The organism is Enterobacter sp. Lyrl_3 (assembly GCF_051948675.1).
In the GTDB taxonomy this organism is placed as follows: domain Bacteria; phylum Pseudomonadota; class Gammaproteobacteria; order Enterobacterales; family Enterobacteriaceae; genus Enterobacter; species Enterobacter cloacae.
This window is the reverse complement of the sequence record NZ_JAYJLI010000006.1, coordinates 189,355-210,486: the sequence shown is the minus strand read 5'-3', so window position 1 is coordinate 210,486 and position 21,132 is coordinate 189,355. Positions and strand designations below refer to the sequence as shown.

The 21,132-nt window shown below is 56.7% G+C and carries 21 protein-coding genes; 14 read left to right on the top strand and 7 right to left on the bottom strand.

Going from position 1 to position 21,132, the window contains the following annotated elements; all coding sequences use genetic code 11:
• The first annotated feature begins 19 nt into the window (after positions 1–19).
• The 5 genes from VF709_RS14025 (at position 20) to mnmH (ending at position 3,380) form a co-directional block, all read left to right on the top strand.
• Entirely contained in the window at positions 20–229 is a 210-nt protein-coding gene (locus tag VF709_RS14025; protein WP_045902393.1) for a YdgH/BhsA/McbA-like domain containing protein, read from the top strand.
• A 65-nt stretch (positions 230–294) separates the two neighbouring features.
• Entirely contained in the window at positions 295–480 is a 186-nt protein-coding gene (locus VF709_RS14020; protein ID WP_013095920.1) for a hypothetical protein, read from the top strand.
• A 160-nt stretch (positions 481–640) separates the two neighbouring features.
• Positions 641–1,150 carry a 5-(carboxyamino)imidazole ribonucleotide mutase gene (gene purE, locus VF709_RS14015; RefSeq protein WP_040021485.1) on the top strand — a complete coding sequence of 170 codons (510 nt, stop codon included), beginning with the start codon at positions 641–643 and terminating at the stop codon, positions 1,148–1,150.
• A complete protein-coding gene (gene purK / locus VF709_RS14010) occupies positions 1,147–2,214 on the top strand; it encodes a 5-(carboxyamino)imidazole ribonucleotide synthase (RefSeq protein ID WP_013095918.1) in 1,068 nt (355 codons plus the stop codon). Before purE ends, purK begins: the two co-directional genes overlap by 4 nt.
• Positions 2,215–2,309: 95 nt before the next feature.
• Positions 2,310–3,380 carry a tRNA 2-selenouridine(34) synthase MnmH gene (gene mnmH / locus VF709_RS14005; protein ID WP_149896828.1) on the top strand — a complete coding sequence of 357 codons (1,071 nt, stop codon included), beginning with the start codon at positions 2,310–2,312 and terminating at the stop codon, positions 3,378–3,380.
• Positions 3,381–3,503: 123 nt separating this feature from the next.
• Here mnmH and VF709_RS14000 read toward each other — a convergent pair whose 3' ends face one another.
• The 3 genes from VF709_RS14000 to ybbA all read right to left on the bottom strand — a co-directional run bounded on the left by VF709_RS14000 (position 3,504) and on the right by ybbA (position 7,929).
• A complete protein-coding gene (locus VF709_RS14000; RefSeq protein ID WP_013095916.1) occupies positions 3,504–4,649 on the bottom strand; it encodes a porin in 1,146 nt (381 codons plus the stop codon).
• A 182-nt stretch (positions 4,650–4,831) separates the two neighbouring features.
• Positions 4,832–7,246 carry a putative ABC transporter permease subunit YbbP gene (gene ybbP, locus VF709_RS13995; protein WP_440231779.1) on the bottom strand — a complete coding sequence of 805 codons (2,415 nt, stop codon included), beginning with the start codon at positions 7,244–7,246 and terminating at the stop codon, positions 4,832–4,834.
• Positions 7,243–7,929: a putative ABC transporter ATP-binding protein YbbA gene (ybbA, locus tag VF709_RS13990; protein WP_013095914.1), complete on the bottom strand. Its 687-nt coding sequence runs from the start codon at positions 7,927–7,929 to the stop codon at positions 7,243–7,245. The genes ybbP and ybbA overlap by 4 nt, the downstream gene beginning before the upstream one ends.
• On the opposite strand from ybbA, the gene tesA reads away from it, so the two are divergent.
• From tesA to VF709_RS13975, 3 genes are read left to right on the top strand one after another with little or no spacing between them, the layout of a single operon-like run.
• Positions 7,900–8,523 (top strand): multifunctional acyl-CoA thioesterase I/protease I/lysophospholipase L1, encoded by a 624-nt coding sequence (tesA, locus tag VF709_RS13985; protein WP_149896826.1) that lies wholly within the window; start codon positions 7,900–7,902, stop codon positions 8,521–8,523. The two genes, ybbA and tesA, sit on opposite strands and share 30 nt — an antisense overlap.
• 28 nt (positions 8,524–8,551) lie before the next feature.
• Positions 8,552–9,322: an SDR family oxidoreductase gene (locus tag VF709_RS13980; protein WP_149896825.1), complete on the top strand. Its 771-nt coding sequence runs from the start codon at positions 8,552–8,554 to the stop codon at positions 9,320–9,322.
• A 58-nt stretch (positions 9,323–9,380) separates the two neighbouring features.
• The gene (locus VF709_RS13975) at positions 9,381–10,235 is read left to right on the top strand and encodes a co-chaperone YbbN (RefSeq protein ID WP_013095911.1); all 855 of its coding nucleotides are present in this window, start codon (positions 9,381–9,383) and stop codon (positions 10,233–10,235) included.
• 48 nt (positions 10,236–10,283) lie between these two features.
• Here VF709_RS13975 and fetB read toward each other — a convergent pair whose 3' ends face one another.
• Both fetB and fetA read right to left on the bottom strand, forming a co-directional pair.
• Positions 10,284–11,066, bottom strand: coding sequence for an iron efflux ABC transporter permease subunit FetB (fetB, locus tag VF709_RS13970; RefSeq protein ID WP_020685020.1), 783 nt, complete (start codon positions 11,064–11,066; stop codon positions 10,284–10,286).
• Positions 11,059–11,730: an iron efflux ABC transporter ATP-binding subunit FetA gene (gene fetA, locus VF709_RS13965; protein ID WP_038982815.1), complete on the bottom strand. Its 672-nt coding sequence runs from the start codon at positions 11,728–11,730 to the stop codon at positions 11,059–11,061. Before fetA ends, fetB begins: the two co-directional genes overlap by 8 nt.
• A gap of 162 nt (positions 11,731–11,892) precedes the next feature.
• Between fetA and VF709_RS13960 the strand changes: the two genes are divergently transcribed.
• Entirely contained in the window at positions 11,893–12,807 is a 915-nt protein-coding gene (locus VF709_RS13960; RefSeq protein WP_008499312.1) for an SPFH domain-containing protein, read from the top strand.
• The gene (locus tag VF709_RS13955) at positions 12,804–13,256 is read left to right on the top strand and encodes an NfeD family protein (protein WP_020685017.1); all 453 of its coding nucleotides are present in this window, start codon (positions 12,804–12,806) and stop codon (positions 13,254–13,256) included. Before VF709_RS13960 ends, VF709_RS13955 begins: the two co-directional genes overlap by 4 nt.
• Here VF709_RS13955 and cueR read toward each other — a convergent pair.
• Positions 13,253–13,663: a Cu(I)-responsive transcriptional regulator gene (gene cueR, locus VF709_RS13950; RefSeq protein ID WP_013095907.1), complete on the bottom strand. Its 411-nt coding sequence runs from the start codon at positions 13,661–13,663 to the stop codon at positions 13,253–13,255. The genes VF709_RS13955 and cueR overlap by 4 nt on opposite strands.
• A gap of 108 nt (positions 13,664–13,771) precedes the next feature.
• On the opposite strand from cueR, the gene copA reads away from it, so the two are divergent.
• The 3 genes from copA to ybaK all read left to right on the top strand — a co-directional run bounded on the left by copA (position 13,772) and on the right by ybaK (position 17,892).
• Positions 13,772–16,270: a copper-exporting P-type ATPase CopA gene (copA, locus tag VF709_RS13945; RefSeq protein WP_149896824.1), complete on the top strand. Its 2,499-nt coding sequence runs from the start codon at positions 13,772–13,774 to the stop codon at positions 16,268–16,270.
• Between the two features lie 148 nt (positions 16,271–16,418).
• Positions 16,419–17,213 carry a TraB/GumN family protein gene (locus VF709_RS13940; RefSeq protein WP_149896823.1) on the top strand — a complete coding sequence of 265 codons (795 nt, stop codon included), beginning with the start codon at positions 16,419–16,421 and terminating at the stop codon, positions 17,211–17,213.
• A gap of 199 nt (positions 17,214–17,412) precedes the next feature.
• A complete protein-coding gene (gene ybaK, locus VF709_RS13935) occupies positions 17,413–17,892 on the top strand; it encodes a Cys-tRNA(Pro)/Cys-tRNA(Cys) deacylase YbaK (protein ID WP_010428207.1) in 480 nt (159 codons plus the stop codon).
• Between the two features lie 122 nt (positions 17,893–18,014).
• Here ybaK and ushA read toward each other — a convergent pair whose 3' ends face one another.
• Complete coding sequence (gene ushA, locus VF709_RS13930; protein WP_149896821.1) at positions 18,015–19,667, bottom strand: bifunctional UDP-sugar hydrolase/5'-nucleotidase UshA; 1,653 nt, start codon at positions 19,665–19,667, stop codon at positions 18,015–18,017.
• Between the two features lie 163 nt (positions 19,668–19,830).
• Between ushA and VF709_RS13925 the strand changes: the two genes are divergently transcribed.
• Entirely contained in the window at positions 19,831–21,051 is a 1,221-nt protein-coding gene (locus VF709_RS13925) for an MFS transporter (protein ID WP_013095903.1), read from the top strand.
• The last annotated feature ends 81 nt before the right edge of the window (positions 21,052–21,132 follow it).

Below are 21,132 nucleotides of genomic sequence, written 5' to 3'. Positions count from 1 at the left end.
ACACTTAAGGATTACGACCATGAAATCTATCAAAACTTTCGTTGCAGTTGCCGCTCTGTCTCTGATCTCTTTCGGTTCTTTCGCACAAAGCATTAGCGCGACAGCCTCAACCCTGGATCGTGCAGAAGCGAAAATTGCCGCTCAGGCTGCTGAACAGGGCGCGTCTTACAAAATCACCAGCGCACAGTTCAATAACCGCGTGCACATGACTGCAGAACTGACTAAATAAGATCGCCGTTTGCCGTGCCGCCAGTAGATCCGCGACAGCGACAAGACGATGAGGAAGGAAAGAGAATGAAAAAAATCAGCATCGTAAGTGCCCTGCTGCTGGTCGCTGGACTGTCCACTGGCGCGATGGCAGCAGAGAATGGCTTCTGTGTACCGGAAGCCGGCTCGAATATCGACACCAGCATGGTGAATCATATTGATGTCAGCCACGCATTCGACAAAGAGAACCTGACCGCAGGGGATCTTCAATAACCTCTCAAAACAGACCGCCTGAATGCGGTCTGTTTTGTTATTCCCGCGCACCACAACGGCTCGGTTTTTAACCGCGCAACCGTTTTCCTTGCCCGTATTACATGCTATTCTCTGTGCCCTCGAAAGCAGTGTGTTTCGCACCACAGGAGTTTTAAGACGCATGTCTTCCCGCAATAATCCGGCGCGTGTCGCCATCGTGATGGGGTCCAAAAGCGACTGGGCTACCATGCAGTTCGCCGCCGAAATCTTTGAAATCCTGAATGTTCCTCACCACGTTGAAGTGGTTTCCGCACACCGCACGCCGGATAAACTGTTCAGCTTTGCCGAAAGCGCGCAAGAGAACGGTTACGAGGTGATCATTGCTGGTGCGGGTGGCGCAGCACATCTGCCGGGCATGATTGCCGCCAAAACGCTGGTGCCGGTACTGGGTGTTCCGGTGCAGAGCGCCGCACTGAGCGGTGTCGACAGCCTTTACTCCATCGTGCAGATGCCGCGTGGCATTCCTGTGGGTACGCTGGCCATCGGCAAAGCGGGCGCGGCAAACGCGGCTCTGCTGGCAGCGCAGATCCTGGCGACGCACGATAAAGCCTTACTTCAGCGTCTGGCGGACTGGCGTAAAGCCCAGACCGACGAAGTGCTGGACAACCCGGACCCGCGGGGTGCGGCATGAAGCAGGTTTGCGTCCTCGGTAACGGTCAGTTAGGCCGCATGCTGCGCCAGGCCGGTGAACCGCTGGGTATTGCCGTCTGGCCGGTCGGTCTGGATGCCGAACCCGAAGCCGTGCCGTTCCACCAGAGCGTCATTACCGCTGAGATTGAACGCTGGCCGGAAACCGCGCTGACCCGTGAACTGGCGCGCCATAACGCTTTTGTAAACCGCGACGTGTTCCCAATCATTGCTGACCGTCTGACGCAAAAACAGCTGTTCGACAAGCTCGGACTGGCCACCGCGCCGTGGCAGTTGCTGTCTGATAAAAGCGAGTGGAACGATGTCTTCGCAATGCTGGGCGAACTGGCGATTGTAAAGCGTCGCGTCGGCGGTTATGACGGCCGCGGACAGTGGCGTTTGCGCGCGCACGAAACCGCCGAACTGCCGGAAGAGTGCTACGGAGAGTGCATCGTTGAGCAGGGCATCAATTTCAGCGGTGAAGTGTCGCTGGTTGGCGCTCGCGGCCACGACGGGCGTACCGTATTTTATCCTCTGACCCATAACCTGCATCAGGACGGGATCTTACGCACCAGCGTCGCCTTCCCGCAGGCCAATGCTGAACAGCAGGCCCAGGCGGAAGAGATGCTCTCGGCCATTATGCATGAACTGGGTTATGTGGGCGTGATGGCGATGGAGTGTTTTGTAACGCCGTCTGGTCTGCTGATCAACGAACTGGCACCGCGCGTTCACAACAGCGGTCACTGGACCCAAAACGGCGCATCAATCAGCCAGTTTGAGCTGCACCTGCGCGCCATTACTGACCTGCCGCTGCCGCAGCCGGTGGTTAACAGCCCTTCAGTGATGATCAACCTGATCGGTACCGATCTGAACTACGACTGGCTGAAGCTGCCGCTGGTGCACCTGCACTGGTACGACAAAGAGGTTCGTCCGGGGCGTAAAGTGGGTCACCTGAACCTGAACGACAGCGACGCAGGCCGCCTGAGCGCTACCCTGGAAGCGATGATCCCTCTCCTGCCGCCGGAATACGCAAGCGGGATTGTCTGGGCGCAATCAAAGCTCAAATAAGCGATAATTGCCGGGGAGTTGATCTTCCCCTTCCCCGGCCTCTCCTCACGCGCGTAAAATCCCCCTCCATTGCTGTTTTGATTTCTGGAATAACCATGAACGATGGAACGGATTATCGCGCGATACTCGCGTCCGATACCCCTTTGATTGACGTTCGCGCGCCGATCGAATTTGCGCAGGGTGCGATGCCTGCGGCAATCAACCTGCCTTTAATGAACGACGACGAACGCGCCGCCGTGGGGACCTGCTACAAACGCCAGGGGCCCGACGCTGCGCTGACGCTCGGCCATAGTCTGGTGAACGGCGACACGCGGGAGGCCCGGATCAACGCCTGGCGCGAAGCCTGTCTTGCCCGTCCTGAGGGCTTTATCTGCTGCGCGCGCGGCGGACAGCGCTCGCATATCACGCAGGCCTGGCTGAAAGAGGCGGGCGTGGATTACCCGCTGATCCGCGGCGGCTATAAAGCCCTGCGTCAGACGGCGATTCAGGTCACTATTGAGCAGTCACAAAAACCGATGGTGCTTATCGGCGGCTGTACCGGAAACGGTAAAACGTTGCTGGTGAAGCAGCACGCGCAGGGGATCGATCTGGAAGGGCTGGCCCACCATCGCGGCTCATCGTTTGGCCGCACGCTGACGCCACAGCTTTCCCAGGCAAGCTTTGAAAATCATCTGGCCGTCGAGCTGTTGAAAAAAGATGCTGCACGTTGGGTGCTGGAGGATGAGGGCAGGATGATTGGCTCTAACCATCTGCCGGAATGCCTGCGCGACCGGATGGCCGAAGCCCCTATCGTGGTGGTAGAGGATCCATTTGACATTCGTCTTGAGCGCCTGCGCGAAGAGTATTTCAACCATATGTGGGCCGATTTTTCTGCCGCCTACGGCGAAGAGGCAGGCTGGAAGGAGTATAGCGAGTATCTGCACCACGGCCTGTTCGCCATTCGCCGCCGTCTGGGGCTGCAGCGTTATGCGGAATTCACCGCGCTGTTAGATTCCGCACTGCTGGAACAACAACGCTCTGGCAGCACTGACGCACACTTTAGCTGGCTTGCGCCGCTGCTCAGAGATTATTACGACCCGATGTACGGCTATCAGCTGGAGAAGAAAGCGGAGAAGATTGTGTATCGCGGGACGTATGGCGAGGTCGCTGACTGGCTTGATCGCTAAAAGAAAGCCGGGTGGCGAGGTAAAAGCAAAACGGCAACCTGGTTGCCGTTTTTAATGTTTGTACCCTCTCCCTGTGGGAGAGGGTCAGGGTGAGGGCATCAGACCGCACCCTGTGCTTCGACCTTAGAAGTCGTAACGCAGACGCACCAGGTTCATATCGCCCAGGTTGTCGGTGCTGGAGGTGAACACGTGTTCGTAATCCACACGGAAACCGTAGTCCAGCTGGAAGCTGATACCCACACCGTTGTCGATGCGCTGGTAGTTACGGCCGTTCACGTACTCGATACGGTCACCCATGAAGTATGGCTGGATGGATTTAACAGCATACTGATTGATTGGGAATTTGTACCCTGCGAAGTATTCGATACCCCATGCGTCACCGGCAAAGTAGTCGTTAACAGACACTTTTTTGGTGGTCAGGAAGTTCTGGTACCAGCCGCCGCCAGCAGAGAAGGTCCAGTTATCCGGTGTCCAGCTGAGCGCGGTACCGAGGATGTTCTGGTCATAGGTTTTGCTGTCGCCGTTGTCCGGGTTACGCATATCCGCACGGGTGTAGTTCCATGCCGCGCCCCAGGTCAGATCGGTGGTCAGGTGGTAATCGATACCCAGGGAACCGCCGCCTTTACGCTTGTAGCGCAGACCGTTGCCCGGCAGGTATTCGCTGTCTTCAAACAGGTAAGAGGCGTAGATATCAGCATCGCCAACGGTTTTCTTATATTTCAGCATATTGCGTGAACGATAAGAGCCATCGTAGTCGCCGTTGATACCGTTACCTGGTGCCTGACCGATCATGTCGTAGTCCCAGATATCGGTTTTCACGCCCACCACATCATAGTACACGCTGTTCTGTTGACCGAAGGTCAGCGTACCCCAGGTGTCGCTCTTCAGGCCGGTGTAGAGCATACGGCGCGTGGTGTCGTGGGCACCCTCGGCATAGTGATGATCCCAGTTGAACTGGGCTGGGATATTCACACCCAGTTCGTAGTAGCTGATCCAGCTGATGTCGTCGAACAGATAGTAATCTGCCGCAAAACGGAAACGGGTGCCGCCGTCGAAGCCGTTACGTTTGTAGCTGTTTTTACCGTCGTCGCCCGTCATGTTCTGGAACTGAGGACGAATACTGCCGCCAACGGTAAAGTTCAGACGGCTCAGCGGGTTACCCGCCTGAGGATCTTGCTTAAGAACCGTGATTTCCGCCTGAGATGCGAAGGAGGTTAATGCCACTGCGGCGCCAATAGCTGTCGCCAGCGCGGTTGTTTTTATAGTCATTATTTTTCCTTAATAGACACGCTGCTAAATATTTAGCGTGTGAATATTAACTGGAAATAATCGGGCTGTGTGGGCGGTTTTTTAATGTTTTGTGCTACTAAATGAGTGGGTATTATCGATTTGTGCTGTTAACGGGCTGCGCACCAGCATTTAAACCGGTACGCAACCATCACATCTGTGAACTAACTGACAAACTGGCGGAACAATGCCTTGCCTTTTAACAGCCGCGTTCCAAGCCAGCCGCCGCAAAGTGAAAGCAAAAGCGCACCGCACACCGGCAGCGTCAGCCACAGGCGCCAGTCTGGCTCCCACGGGAAGTCGAAGACTTTCGACTGCAGCACTGCCAGCGCCGCCTCTGCGCCAATGGCGGCCACCAGGCCTGCCACCAGCCCCAGCAGGGCGAACTCGCTCCACAGCGTAGCCCTCAGCAGGCGCTTGCCGGCTCCCAGCGTACGGTAGACCACCAGCTCCTGATGACGCTGACGCATGCCAACCTGCACCTGTGCCAGCAGCAACAGCACGCCGCAAATCGTCACCAGCACCACCATCACCTCCAGCGCGCGGCTGACCTGCTCCAGCACCTGACCGACCTGTTTCAGTATCGCGCCAATATCCAGCAGGCTGACCGTCGGGAATTCCCGGTTAAGCTGCGTCAACATGCCGTTGCCGTTTTCCCAGCGGAAGCTGGTGAGCCAGCTCTGCGGCTGTCCATCCAGTGCCCCGACAGGGAAGATAAAGAAGAAGTTTGGCCGCAGGCTTTCCCAGTCCACTTTGCGCAGGCTGGTCACTCTGGCGCTGAAATCCTGCGTGTCGCCGGTAAAGGTCACGCTATCTCCCAGCTTCACATTCAGACGCTTTGCCAGCCCCTCTTCCATCGACACTTCCCCGGCCTTTGGCGGCCAGCTTCCGGCGGTGATCGGGTTGTGATCCGGGCGCTTCTCCTGCCAGGTCAGGTTTAGCTCACGGTTGAGCGACTCATCTTTATTTCCCTCCGTCGACTGACCGTTGATCTGCGTCAGGCGCGCACGCACGATCGGATAGAACGACTCGGGAATAATGTGATGCTCAGAGAGAAAACCCTTCAGTGGCGTCACCTGTTCTGGAGCAATATTGATCAGAAAATAGTTCGGGCTTTCCGGCGGAAGCTGCTGTTGCCAGCGATCCAGCAGATCGCCGCGCAGCACCAGCAAAAGCGCCAGCAGCATAAACGAGAGCGAAAACGCCGAAAGCTGGCTCAGCGTTGACCACGGCTGATGCAGCAGACGGTTCACCGCCAGCCGCACGGGAAGGGAGTTAATCGTCATCCTTTTCAGAACAGTGAGCAACATCCAGCCCAGCACGCCACACAGCAGCGCCAGAACCACCGCCCCGACCAGCACGGCCCACAGCAGGGTACTCCCGCCCATCAGCCAGGCAAGGAGCCCGATCACCACGGCTATCATCACCGGCAGGTAGTATTTAAGCGGCCAGACGCTGGCCACCACATCGCGGCGCAGCACGCGCAGCGGCTGGGTGGCGAGCAGGAGCCGGTACGGGCGCAACCCCACCAGCAATGAAATCACGGTCATCGCGCCAATCGCCCACAGCCACGGCCAGAGGCTTGCTGGCGGCAGCGCGGCAGGCAGTACCGGTTTCAGGAGCATCATCAGCAGCTTTTCAAACAGCAGACCTGTCGCCCCACCGGTGACGGCCGACAGCGCCAGCACCATCAGCCACTGGCCAACAATCAGCCTCTGCAATTGGGCCCTGCCCGCGCCAAGAGTTTTGAGGATCGCCACCAGATCGTAACGGCTGCGGCAGTAGTGTCCCATCGCCACGGCAACCGCCGCGACGGCCAGCAGCAGGGTTAACAGCGCCGAGAGCAGCAGAAACTGCTGAGAGCGTTCAAGAGACTTGCCGAGCGCGCCTTCATCCTGCTCAAGCCCGTACCGGCGGTGCTCCGGTTTTAACTGCGGCAGAAGCCATTTTTCATACGCCTCCAGCTGCGCAGGCGTGCCGCCAAACTTATAGCGCCAGGTGACACGGCTCCCCGGCTGGACGGCGTTGGTTTTTGCCACGTCTGCGGTGTTCATCAGCAAGCGTGGGGCGAGCTGGAACGGGTTGAAGCCGGAATCGGGTTCCTGAACCACCTCCCCGGCAATGGTCAGCGTAGCGTCCCCCACGTCGATGCTGTCACCTGTTTTCAGGTTCAGCAGCGCCATCAGTCGCGGTGCCAGCAGCACCGTACCGGGTTTCGGCTTGACGCCTGGCGGGCTGGTCTGCAGTTCACCGTACATCGGGTAGATATCATCCACGGCTTTGACGCTGGCCAGCTGCGGCGTGTCACCGGCAAAGGTCATGGTCTGGAAGCTTATCTGCTCCCCGACCTTGAGCCCCCGCTTGCGCGCTTCGTCGATCCAGCCCGGCGGGACGGCACGCGAGCTTTGCAGCGCCCTGTCGCCCGCCATAAATTCGCGGCTTTGCTGGCTAAGCCCTTTCTCCATGCGATCGCTGACGCTGCCCAGCGCCAGCACGCAGGCCACCGCCAGGCTTAACGCCAGCCAGACGATCAGCAGCGAAGGCGAGCGCCACTCGCGCCAGAACCAGCGGGCAATCATGCTTCCTCCTGCAATTCACCGTTGACCAGCCGCAGGCGGCGATCGCAGCGGGCGGCCAACTGCGGATCGTGCGTGACCAGAATCAGCGTGGTGCCATGTTCCCGATTGAGCGAGAACAGCAGATCGGCAATCTTATCGCCGGTTTTACGGTCCAGGTTCCCGGTGGGTTCATCGGCAAACAGCACCTCCGGGCGACCATTAAATGCGCGGGCCAGCGCCACGCGTTGCTGCTCTCCACCGGAAAGCTGCGCCGGAAGATGGTCAAGGCGTTTCCCCAGCCCCAGCTGTTCCAGCAATGCCTTCGCATGATCGCGGCTTTCACGGCTGCTTTCTCCGCGCAGCAGCGCGGGCAACTCAACATTTTCCAGCGCGTTCAGGGTGGGGATCAGCATGAAGGACTGAAACACAAAGCCGATGTGACGGGCACGTAGCGCGGCACGCGCCTCTTCATCAAGCTGATGCAGCGGCTGTCCGACCAGGTTAACCTCGCCGCTGCTGCCGTCGTCCAGTCCGGCCAGAATAGCCAGCAGCGTGGACTTACCGGAACCGGATTCGCCAATCAGCGCAATGGTTTCGGCAGGTTTGACAACGAGTTCAACTCCGGTGAGGATGGAAAGCTCGTGTTCCCCCTGACCGACGGACTTCTTAAGACGATGAACTTCAACAATGTTTTCCGCTGGCATTTGCCCTTCCTGTTTTTGATTCTGATGACTTTCCGCGCGGCGGCAGCGGACACGTTACTGGTTCTCGGCGACAGCCTCAGCGCAGGCTATCGTATGGCGGCCAGTGTGGCCTGGCCGGCTCTGCTCAACGAAAAATGGCAGAGCAAAACGTCTGTTATTAACGCCAGCATCAGCGGTGATACCTCGCAGCAGGGCTTGTCGCGTCTGCCGGCTTTGCTCAAACAGCATCAACCGCGATGGGTACTGGTGGAGCTGGGCGGTAACGACGGATTGCGTGGCTTCCAGCCTCAGCAAACGGAACAAACCCTGCGCACCATCCTGAAGGACATTAAAGCGGCGAACGCCCAGCCGCTGCTGATGCAAATTCGCCTGCCCGCCAACTACGGTCGTCGGTATAATGAAGCCTTTAGCGCGATCTACCCTAAGCTTGCCAACGAGTTTGATATTCCGCTGCTGCCATTTTTCATGGAAGAGGTCTATCTCAAACCCAACTGGATGCAGGATGACGGGATCCACCCCAATCGCGATGCACAGCCGTTTATTGCCGACTGGATGGCAACGCGGCTGGCTCCTTTAGTTAACCATGACTCCTGATTAAGCGGAGATCCTGACAGGTAAAGTTATGCAAAAATCGGTCTTAATTACAGGATGTTCCAGCGGAATTGGTCTTGAAAGCGCGCTCGAATTAAAGCGTCAAGGATTTCAGGTGCTGGCGGCCTGCCGTAAACCTGACGATGTGGAACGCCTCAACGGGATGGGGTTCACCAGCGTGTTGCTGGATCTGGACTCACCGGAAAGCGTTGAACGCGCCGCAGATGAGGTGATCGCCCTTACCGGCAACCGTCTGTACGGTCTGTTCAATAATGCCGGTTACGGTCTCTATGGCCCGCTGAATACGATCTCCCGCGAACAGCTTGAACAACAGTTTTCCAGCAACTTTTTCGGTGTGCATCAGCTCACCATGCGCCTGCTTCCGGCGATGCTGCCTCACGGTGAAGGGCGTATCGTGATGACCTCCTCGGTGATGGGGCTGATTTCTACCCCCGGCCGCGCCGCGTATGCCGCCAGCAAATATGCGCTGGAAGCATGGTCGGACGCCCTGCGCATGGAGTTGCGTCACAGCGGGATTAAGGTGAGCCTGATTGAACCCGGCCCCATCCGCACCCGTTTTACGGATAACGTCAACCAGACGCAGGCGGACAAACCGGTCGAAAACCCCGGCATCGCCGCACGTTTTACCCTTGGGCCGGAAGCGGTTGTCGCGAAAGTGCGCCATGCTTTTGAGAGCGATAACCCAAAAATGCGCTATCCGGTAACGCTGGTCACCCATGCCGTAGGCTGGTTAAAACGTCTGCTGCCGGGCCGGATGATGGACAAAATTTTACACGGTTGAGTTGAAGCGACGACGCTCACCCCCATGTAAATAACAAACCGATAAAAGAGAATGCCGCATGTCCGTACAGAATATCGTCAATATTACTGAAGCAAACCTGCAACAGGTCCTCGAACAGTCGATGGTTAAACCGGTACTGTTCTACTTCTGGTCTGAACGCAGCCAACACTGTCTGCAACTGACGCCGGTCCTCGAAAGCCTTGCCGCGCAATATAATGGCCAGTTCATTCTCGCCAAACTGGACTGTGATGCAGAACCCATGGTGGCCTCTCAGTTTGGCCTGCGCGCCATCCCCACGGTCTATCTTTTCCAGAATGGACAGCCTGTTGATGGCTTCCAGGGACCGCAGCCTGAAGAGGCGATCCGCGCCCTGCTGGATAAAGTGCTGCCGCGTGAGGAGGAGCTAAAAGCGCAGGAAGCCATGGCGCTGATGCAGGAAGGTAAATACGACGAAGCCCTGCCGCTGTTGAAAGACGCCTGGCAGCTCTCTAAGCAGAACAGCCAGATTGGCCTGCTGCTGGCTGAAACACAGATTGCCCTGCACCGCTCAGAAGATGCTGAAGCCGTGCTAAAAACGATCCCGTTGCAGGATCAGGACACCCGCTATCAGGGCCTGGTGGCGCAAATTGATCTGCTGAAACAGGCGGCGGATACCCCGGAAATCCAGCAACTCCAGCAGCAGGTTGCCGATAACCCGGCCGACGCAGCGCTGGCAAGCCAGCTGGCACTCCAGCTGCATCAGGTGGGTCGAAATGAAGAGGCCCTGGAACTGCTGTTCAGCCACCTGCAAAACGATCTGGCTGCCGCAGACGGTCAGGCGCGGAAAATGTTCCAGGAGATCCTGGCCGCGCTGGGTACCGGCGATGCGCTGGCCTCGAAGTACCGTCGTCAGCTGTACGCGCTGCTCTACTAAAAAAAATGCCCGGTGGCGCTCACGCTTACCGGGCCTACACAAACAGGCTTAATCCGCTTTTTTTAGCTGTGTGACCACCAGCTGATGCCGGGCGTTGTAGAACTTCCGGTAGGTCAGGTAACAGGCAATGATGGTCGACAGGCTCGCCGTGGAGAGCAGCATAAAGGTCACCATGATCTGATATTTGATCGCTTTCACCGGATCAATCCCGGCGAAGATCAGCCCTGACATCATCCCCGGCAGACTCACCAGCCCGACCGTTTTCGCCGAATCCACCGTGGGGATCAGCGACGCGCGGATACTCTCACGAATCAGCCGCGCCGACGCCACTTTTGGCGTGGCCCCCAGGCTTAACTTCTCCTGCAGCTTCTGTTGCTCACTGCTGAAGCGCTGGCCAAGGTTGTTGTAGCACAGCCCTACCGCCACCATGGCGTTCCCGGCGATCATCCCGGAGATGGGGATCACCTGCATCGGCGTAAACTCAATAGAGCCAGATAGCACCAGCACCGCCAGCGTCAGTGCGGTCCCGGTCGTAATGGCAATAAATGACGAGACAAACGCCTTATCGATATATTTGCTGCGCTTCTGCGCATTCCACGCTGCGTTGAAGCAGATAAACAGCACCATCAGCAGCGTCAGCACCGCGTGGTTGACGTTAAAGATGTACTTCAGCACATAGCCAACGATGATGAGCTGAATCACCGCGCGGCAGATGCTCCAGAGAATATCTTTCTCCAGCCCCAGCTTTTCCCGGTAGCTCACTAAAATCGCCACCAGTACCAGCACCATCGAAAACGCCAGCGATGCGTTGGTGATATTATGCTCACCCATGGTTTGCCTCCTGCCATTTCCCACCCTGCGGCTGCAGCGTGATGACATCATCCGCATGGGCAATTTCATTTGCGTCGTGCGTCACCCACAGCACGGCAATATTTTGTTCACTGGCGTAGCGATGGATGATGTCGTTCACGTTGCGCTTGTTGGCCTCATCCAGCGCGCTGGTGATCTCGTCCAGCAGCAGCACCTTCGGTAAAAATTGCAGGTTACGAATCAGCGAAACGCGCTGCTTTTCGCCCCCGGAGAGCTCATTAATGGATTTGGTCAATGTCTCCTGCGCCAGGCCAAAGCGGGCCAGGTCAGCGATAAATTTATTCGGCTCCGGCGTTTGCTGGCGAATCTGCCACGGGAAGATCAGGTTGTCATAGACCGTTTCGCCGAACAGTGAAGGGGTCTGTACACAATAAGAGACCTGCTGGCGATAGCGTTCCGGGGAGAGGGTCGCAATATCGTTGCCCTCAAACAGAACGGTTCCCTCCGTAGGACTTAGCAGTGAAGCCACAATTTTCAGCAACGTGCTTTTGCCGCAGCCTGACGGCCCGGTGATTAATTTAAACTCGCCCGGTGAAAGGCAAAATTCGACGTGCTGAAGGATCGTATTTCCCCCAACACGAAATCCGACATCCCTGAGATGTAATATGTTTTTTTGATCGTTCATTCCGCTTCCGTTAACCGCTTCTGGTAAAAATCGTCTGTAGCATAATCCTTTGTCCCTTCCCAGCCTATTTTCAGAGGCGAATTTCAGCCCGATAGCCGATATACTGATGAACAATAAACATGCATTTTTACTCATCAACAGCATGCAAAACAGGAGGTTTTTATGCTTATCGTTGTTCCTGTCCTTATATTCGTTGCGCTGGTTATTGTGGGCGCCGGGGTCAAAATTGTCCCGCAGGGATATCAGTGGACCGTTGAACGCTTCGGCCGCTACACCAATACACTCCAGCCAGGTTTGAGCCTGATTGTTCCCTTCATGGACAGAATTGGTCGCAAGATCAACATGATGGAACAAGTGTTGGATATCCCCTCGCAGGAAGTTATTTCGAAGGATAACGCCAACGTCACCATCGATGCCGTCTGTTTTATTCAGGTAATTGATGCGCCCAAAGCCGCCTATGAGGTGAGCAACCTGGAGCTGGCGATTGTTAATCTGACGATGACCAACATCCGTACGGTACTCGGCTCTATGGAGCTGGACGAAATGCTCTCTCAGCGTGACAGCATCAACACCCGTCTGCTGCACATTGTTGATGAAGCGACAAACCCGTGGGGCATTAAAGTCACCCGCATTGAAATCCGGGACGTTCGCCCGCCTGCGGAGCTTATCGCTTCGATGAACGCCCAGATGAAGGCAGAACGAACCAAGCGCGCCTATATTCTGGAAGCCGAAGGGGTGCGTCAGGCGGAGATCCTGAAAGCCGAAGGGGAAAAACAGTCGCAAATTCTGAAAGCGGAAGGGGATCGCCAGTCTGCCTTCTTGCAGGCAGAGGCGCGTGAACGTTCTGCCGAAGCGGAAGCCCGCGCAACCCAGATGGTATCCGAGGCCATTGCCGCCGGTGACATCCAGGCCGTGAACTACTTTGTCGCGCAAAAATATACCGATGCGCTGAAAGAGATCGGCTCGGCAAATAACAGCAAAGTGGTGATGATGCCGCTGGATGCCAGCAGTCTGATGGGCTCCATTGCCGGGATTGCTGAACTTATCAAAGACAGCGGAAACGAGCGCAAAAAATGATCGAGCTGATCGTCGCACATCCTCATGCTTTCTGGCTAAGTCTGGGTGGCTTACTGCTGGCCGCAGAGATGCTTGGTGGCAACGGTTATCTGCTCTGGAGCGGTGTGGCCGCGGTGATTACCGGGCTGCTGGTCTGGCTGCTCCCCCTGGACTGGGCGTGGCAGGGCGCGCTGTTTGCCGTGCTGACGCTGGTGGCCGCCTGGCTGTGGTGGCGCTGGCTGAACCGTCAGGTTAACGAGCAAAAACCGCTGGATACCCATCTCAATCAGCGTGGACAGCAGATCGTCGGCCAGCGCTTTACGCTTGAGACTGCTCTGGTGAACGGCCGCGGACATATGCGCGTGGGCGATAGCTCCTGGCCGGTGGTGGCCGACGATGACCTCAGCGCCGGGACGCGGGTTGAGGTCATCGCGGTGGAAGGGATTACGCTTCGGGTGAAAGCCTGCTAAGCCTGCGCCTTACGATGACAGCAGCCGGCAAGATTATCGATAATCGGGCAGTCGGCGCTGTCATCTCCCGGACAGGATTCCGCCAGCGCCAGCAGCTGCTTGCGCATCGCTTCCAGTTCCGTAATGTGCCGTTCAATCTCCGCCACTTTTTCCAGCGTCCTTTTTTTTACATCTGCGCTGTGGCGTTTTGGATCGTTGAACAGATTCACCAGCTCACCGCACTCTTCAAGGTTAAAACCCACCTGACGCGCCTGACGCAGTAAGGTCAGCTCGTCCAGATGCAGTTGCGTGTAGCTACGGTAGCCGTTTTCGCTGCGCAGCGGCGGCGTCACCAGCCCCTTCTCTTCATAAAAGCGGATTGCTTTGCTGGTCAATCCGGTTTTTTTCGCAACATCGCTGATATTCACATTTCCCCCTTGACCTTCCCCTTGATGGAAGGTTTAACCTTCATAACAGTTAGCGAAAAGCGTTACTCCGGTCAACAACTGACCAGTTCATTATACGGGAGTTTTGTTATGTCTCACACAATTGACCTGACACTGGACGGCCTCTCCTGCGGCCACTGTGTCAAACGCGTTAAAGAAAGTCTGGAACAGCGTCCTGATGTCGAAAGCGCTGACGTCACTATCGATCACGCCGCCGTCACCGGCAGCGCCAGTGCGCAAGCGCTGATTGATACCATCAAACAGGCAGGTTATGGGGCGGAGCTGAGCCACCCAAAGGCTAAACCGCTGGCAGAGTCATCATCCCCGTCGGAAGCACTGACAGCGGCCACTCCTGAGCTTCCGGCAGCTGATGATATCGATGACAGCCAACAGCTGCTGATCAACGGCATGAGCTGCGCCAGCTGCGTCTCCCGGGTGCAAAATGCCTTGCAGGCGGTACCCGGAGTCGCGCAGGCACGGGTCAATCTTGCGGAGCGTACTGCGCTGGTCATGGGCAGTGCCTCCGCCGCAGAATTAGTGCAGGCTGTTGAAAAAGCGGGCTATGGCGCAGAGGCCATCGAAGATGATGCCAAACGCCGCGAACGCCAGCAGGAAACGGCTATCGCCACCATGAAACGCTTCCGCTGGCAGGCCATTGTTGCGCTGCTGGTCGGGATCCCGGTGATGGTGTGGGGCATGATCGGTGACAACATGATGGTCACCGACGATAACCGCACGCTGTGGCTGGTCATTGGTATTATTACGCTTGGTGTAATGGTATTTGCAGGCGGACATTTCTACTCCAGCGCCTGGAAGAGCCTGAAAAACCGCACCGCAACCATGGATACGCTGGTGGCACTCGGCACGGGTGCGGCATGGCTCTACTCCATGAGCGTGAACGTCTGGCCACAGTGGTTCCCGATGGAAGCCCGCCATCTCTATTATGAAGCGAGCGCGATGATCATCGGCCTGATTAACCTGGGCCATATGCTGGAAGCCCGTGCCCGTCAGCGCTCCTCAAAGGCGCTGGAACGGCTGCTGGATTTAACCCCCCCGACCGCCCGCGTGGTCACTGACGACGGAGAAAAAAGCGTTCCGCTGGCCGAGGTTCAGCCCGGTATGACGCTGCGTCTGACCACCGGTGACCGTGTTCCCGTGGACGGAGACATCACGCAGGGTGAAGCCTGGTTTGACGAAGCGATGCTCACCGGGGAACCCGTTCCGCAGCAGAAATCACAGGGTGATGGCGTGCATGCCGGTACGGTGGTGCAGGACGGCAGCGTGCTGTTCACCGCCAGTGCGGTGGGAAGCCACACCACGCTGTCCCGTATTATCCGCATGGTGCGCCAGGCACAGAGCAGTAAGCCTGAAATAGGTCAGCTGGCCGATAAAATCTCCGCCATTTTTGTGCCGGTAGTAGTGGGCATCGCGCTGCTGAGCGCGGCTATCTGGTATTTCTTCGGCCCGGCGCCGCAAATTGTCTATACCCTGGTGATCGCCACCACGGTACTGATTATCGCCTGTCCTTGCGCGCTCGGCCTTGCGACGCCGATGTCGATTATCTCCGGCGTGGGCCGCGCCGCCGAGTTTGGCGTGCTGGTACGTGATGCAGATGCCCTGCAACGCGCCAGCACTCTCGACACGCTGGTCTTTGATAAAACCGGTACCCTGACCGAAGGTAAACCGCAGGTTGTATCCGTGCATACCTCAGGCTTCGCGGAGGCAGACGCGCTGCGTCTTGCCGCGGCCCTGGAACAAGGCTCCAGCCACCCGCTGGCGCGAGCCATCATTGAGAAAGCCGGTGAGGCCAGCCTGCCGCAGGTGAACAACTTCCGCACCCTGCGCGGATTAGGCGTCAGCGGTGAGGCCGAAGGACACACACTGCTGCTGGGTAACCAGGCCCTGATGAATGAAAACGGCATAGCGACTTCAACGCTGGAAAGTGAACTGAATGCCCAGGCATCACAGGGCGCAACCCCTGTCCTGCTTGCGGTGGACGGTCATATTGCGGCCCTGCTGGCCGTGCGCGATCCGTTACGTCAGGACAGTGTGGATGCCTTACAACGACTGCACCGCGCGGGCTACCGCCTGGTGATGTTAACCGGGGATAACCCAACCACGGCCAACGCCATCGCCAGAGAGGCGGGGATCGATGAAGTCATTGCCGGTGTCCTGCCGGACGGCAAAGCGGACGCCATTAAAACGCTGCAACAACAGGGGCGCCAGGTCGCGATGGTTGGCGACGGTATTAACGATGCGCCGGCGCTGGCACAGGCAGAGGTGGGGATTGCCATGGGAAGCGGGAGCGACGTTGCCATTGAGACGGCAGCCATCACACTGATGCGACACAGCCTGATGGGTGTTGCCGATGCGCTGGCGATTTCGAAAGCCACGTTGCGCAACATGAAGCAGAACCTGCTGGGTGCGTTTATCTATAACTCGCTCGGTATCCCGATTGCTGCCGGCATTCTGTGGCCCCTGACCGGTACGCTGCTTAACCCGGTGGTCGCAGGTGCAGCGATGGCGCTCTCCTCCATTACCGTGGTGAGCAACGCCAACCGTCTGCTGCGCTTTAAACCGAAAGCGTAATACGTTGTAGGCCGGGGAAGCGCAGCGCCACCCGGCTTTTTTGCCTGATGGCGCTGCGCTTATCAGGCCTACGAAACGTGCCGACGTTCACCTGTTGCGCCGCCCTGCCCCACGCGTTAGCATGAACCTTTCCGTTTATGGAGCGCGTATGAGTCTGTTTCGCCGTATAAAAACATCGTTTCGCGCCCTCTTCCCCCGCCGTTATACCTGGCCCGGAATGGATATTTCGCTCCCCGGCGGTCAGCATCTGCACCTGGTGGGCAGCATACATATGGGCACGCAGGATATGTCCCCGCTGCCCTCTGGTCTGTTATCCCTCCTGAAGCAGGCCGATGCGCTGGTGGTTGAGGCGGATATTTCAGGCCACGAGTCTCCCTTTGCCGGGCTGGAGAGCGATTTGACCCTGGCCGACCGTCTGGACGAGGCTCAACTCGCCGAACTGACGCGCGTGGCGGATGAAACCGGCGTTTCGCTCTCGATGCTGGACACCCTGCCGCTCTGGCAGATTGCCATGATATTACAGGCGACGCAGGCGCAGCGTCTGGGTCTGCGCGGTGATTACGGTATTGATTACCAGCTGCTGAATGCGGCCCGGGCACACCGTCTGCCGATCATTGAGCTGGAAGGTACCGATAGCCAGATTGCCCTCCTTCGCCAGCTGCCTGATGACGGTCTCATTCTTCTTGATGATACGCTGACGCACTGGCATACCAACGCCCGTCTGCTGCAAACCATGATTGGCTGGTGGCTGGATGCCCCGCCTGCTGAGGGGAAATTAACGCTGCCGTCGACGTTCAGTGAATCGCTGTATGATGTGCTGATGAACGCACGCAATGCGGCATGGCGGCAGACGCTGCATGCGTTACCTGCCGGGCATTACGTGGTTGCGGTGGGGGCATTACATTTGTACGGAGAAGGAAACTTGCCGTCGCTGCTGAAATAAAAAAATGGCCAATATTTCTATTGGCCCGTCAAAGAGGAATTTCATCGTTTTTATTATGCCGAAGGAGACCTTCGGTTGAGCCGATTGTCGCTCAAAGTGACCATCACTGCCAATACTATTGCGCAAGATGGTGCTATTTTTTAGACAAACGTCAGGCGTATGCTGTCAGCATGAATTGTCTGTCGTAAGAAGGATAGCTATGACTCCCGCCGTTAAATTACTCGAAAAAAACAAAATTTCTTTCCGGATCCACACTTACGATCACGATCCGAACGAAACCAATTTTGGTGATGAAGTGGTGCGCAAACTGGGGCTGAACGCCGACCAGGTCTATAAAACGCTGCTGGTGGCCGTGAATGGCGATATGAAGCATCTCGCCGTCGCGGTCACGCCCGTGGCTGGTCAACTGGACCTGAAGAAAGTGGCCAAAGCGCTGGGAGCGAAAAAGGTAGATATGGCAGACCCAATGGTTGCGCAACGCACCACGGGTTATCTGGTGGGCGGGATCAGCCCGCTCGGGCAGAAAAAACGCCTGCCAACGCTGATTGACGCCCCTTCTCAGGAATTTGAAACCATCTATATTTCCGGCGGCAAGCGCGGGCTGGATATCGAACTGGCCGCAGGCGATCTGGCCAAAATGCTGGATGCGAAGTTTGCGGATATTGCGCGCAGGGATTAAAAGAAAAAGCCGGGTGGCGGCTGCGAGGTAAAAGCAAAACGGTAACAGACGTTACCGTTTTTTGTGTTCGCGCCCTCTCCCGGTGGGAGAGGGTTGGGGTGAGGGCATCAGGCCGCACAACGTTACTGCCAGCTCACCTCGCCTTTCGGCTCATACGCATTCACGTCGATCGGTGAATTCTGCTCGATAAACTGCTTCAGAACCTCGGCATCAATAAAGCCGGTATTCACATAGCCCGGTTTGTTATCGATGTGCGGATAACCGTCGCCGCCGGTGGCGTTAAAGCTTAAGGTTGCCAGACGGTAGGTTTTCGCGGGATCAACCGGCTCACCCTTGATTTTGAGATCGTTGAGCTTGCCGTCTTTGGCCACAAAGTTGACGTTAGCGAACTGCGGATAGGCGCCGGAGTCCGGCTTCATCTGCGCCACGGCGGTAAGGTACTCAATCACCTCTTTCCCGCTCATATCGGCATAAACCACCACGTTGCCAAACGGCTGCACCTTCAGCACATCTTTATAGGTGATATTCCCGCCTTCGATGGAATCACGGATCCCGCCGCCGCTCATCACACCAAAATCAGCGCCGGTGCGCGCGATTTGTGCCGCCAGCACCAGGTGACCCATATTGGTCTGTACGAAACGGACTTTGCTGCGGTCCCCTTCCAGACGCCCGTTCAGCGTACCGATTTTCACGTCCAGCTGCGCTTTGCCTTTATTCTGGAACGGGGTTAACAGGGAGAGCATCTGTGGGTTCTCGGGGATTTCCGGGGTGTAGAGTACGCGCTCACTTTTCCCGTCCGGATAGGTCACTTTTTTCTTCAGGTTGACCGGGATGAGCTGATAATGCACCAGTTTCATCTCGCCGTTACGGAACTCAAAGTCGGCACGGCCAACGTATTTACCCCACTCGTGTGCCTGCACAATCCAGATCCCGTTCTGACGGTCTGGTGCACACGGCGTGCCCGGAACATAATCCACCTGCTTTTTATTCTCCGAGGCCATGCACACCGGATCTTGTGAGTGACCACCCACAATCATTGCCAACGAGCCCGCAGGGAGGCTGCGCGCCATTTCAACATCGCCCGGCGCGTTAGAACCATGCTCGCCGTTGTCGTAATGTCCCATATGGGTGGTGGCGATGATCACGTCCGGTTTTTCGTTTTGCTGCAACTCCTGAATCACCAGCTTCGCTTCGTCTGCCGGTTTACGGAATTCGATATCGGTAAAGAACTCCGGGTTGCCAATTTTTGCCGTATCGTCCGTGGTGAGGCCAATCACCGCGATTTTCAGATCCTGACGCTTAAACAGCGCCCACGGTTTAAACAGGCGTTCACCGGTACTTTTCTGATAGATATTGGCGGAGAGGAATGGGAACTTGGACCACTTTTCCTGCTGGCGCAGCACGCTCAGCGGGTTATCAAACTCATGGTTTCCGACGGCCATCGCATCGTAACCGATTAAATTCATACCGCGAAAATCAGGCTCAGCATCCTGTAAATCGGACTCCGGCACGCCGGTATTGATATCGCCCCCCGATAACAGCAGCACGCTGCCCCCTTCGGCGGCAACCTCTTTACGAATGCCATCCACCAGCGTTTTTTGCGCGGAGAGACCATATTCGCCGTACTCGCTGCGCCAGAAATGGCCGTGGTGATCGTTGGTATGCAGGATCGTAATTTTATACGTTTTGTCTTTTTCATACGCCTGTGCGGGCAGGCTTGCCAGACCCCAGGCGGCGAGCAGCGCCAACGCGACGCCATGCTTCATTAACTTCATCTTCTCTCTCCCTGACCAATAGACAAACGCAAAAATTACAGTGAGTAACAAGAATAGACAAATAAGTTTTCATAATTGCGACTTTCTTCAAATGTCGCTGACAGGTATGTTAGTTGGATAATAATTACCCCCTGCATTTTTCATCACTAACGACGTGGTATTTATGGCAATCAGTGAATCAACCCAGCCCGTTTCGGGCGCGCCGGCGTCGCCGCCACCCTCGCGCACCTCATTTAAAGTCTTAGGCGCTATTAGCCTCTCCCATCTGCTCAACGACATGATCCAGTCGCTGATCCTGGCGATTTACCCGCTGCTGCAATCCGAGTTTTCATTAACCTTCGTGCAGATCGGGATGATCACCCTGACCTTCCAGCTGGCCTCTTCGCTACTGCAACCTATCGTCGGTTACTGGACGGATAAATATCCGATGCCGTGGTCGCTGCCGATTGGCATGTGCTTCACCCTGAGCGGGCTGGTGCTGCTGGCTATGGCGGGAAGTTTTGAAGCGGTGCTGCTTGCCGCCGCACTGGTGGGAACCGGCTCGTCGGTCTTCCATCCGGAGTCCTCCCGCGTGGCACGTATGGCCTCCGGCGGGCGCCACGGGCTGGCGCAATCACTCTTCCAGGTGGGCGGTAATTTTGGCAGTTCCCTCGGCCCGCTGCTGGCGGCAGTGATCATCGCGCCGTACGGCAAGGGTAACGTCGCCTGGTTTGTGCTGGCCGCCCTGCTGGCAATCGTTGTGCTCGCCCAGATCAGCCGCTGGTATGCCGCACAGCACCGCGTAAACAAAGGCAAACCAAAAGTGAAGGTTATCAATCCCCTTCCACGCAATAAGGTTATCCTGGCCGTGTCCGTGCTGCTGGTGCTGATTTTCTCGAAATATTTCTATATGGCGAGCATCAGCAGCTATTACACCTTTTACCTGATGCAAAAATTCGGATTATCGGTACAAAACGCGCAGTTCCATCTGTTTGCTTTCCTGTTTGCCGTCGCAGCAGGGACGGTGATTGGCGGGCCAGTCGGGGATAAAATTGGCCGTAAATATGTTATTTGGGGCTCTATCCTTGGCGTTGCCCCCTTTACCCTTATTTTGCCTTACGCCAGCCTTGAATGGACGGGCATTTTAACGGTGATTATTGGTTTTATTCTGGCTTCGGCGTTCTCGGCTATCCTGGTGTATGCGCAGGAGTTGTTACCGGGGCGTATTGGTATGGTTTCCGGGCTCTTCTTTGGTTTCGCCTTTGGCATGGGCGGCCTTGGTGCAGCCGTGTTAGGTATGGTTGCCGACCACACCAGTATCTTCCTGGTTTATAAAATCTGCGCTTTCCTGCCACTTCTGGGGATGTTGACCATATTCCTGCCTGATAATCGTCATAAAGCGTAATTTCATGGCTGCCAAAGTGTAACTTTGGCAGCCTGATGCCCTCATGGCATAAGGCTTTCCTGTTCATCCCTTCTCTGAATT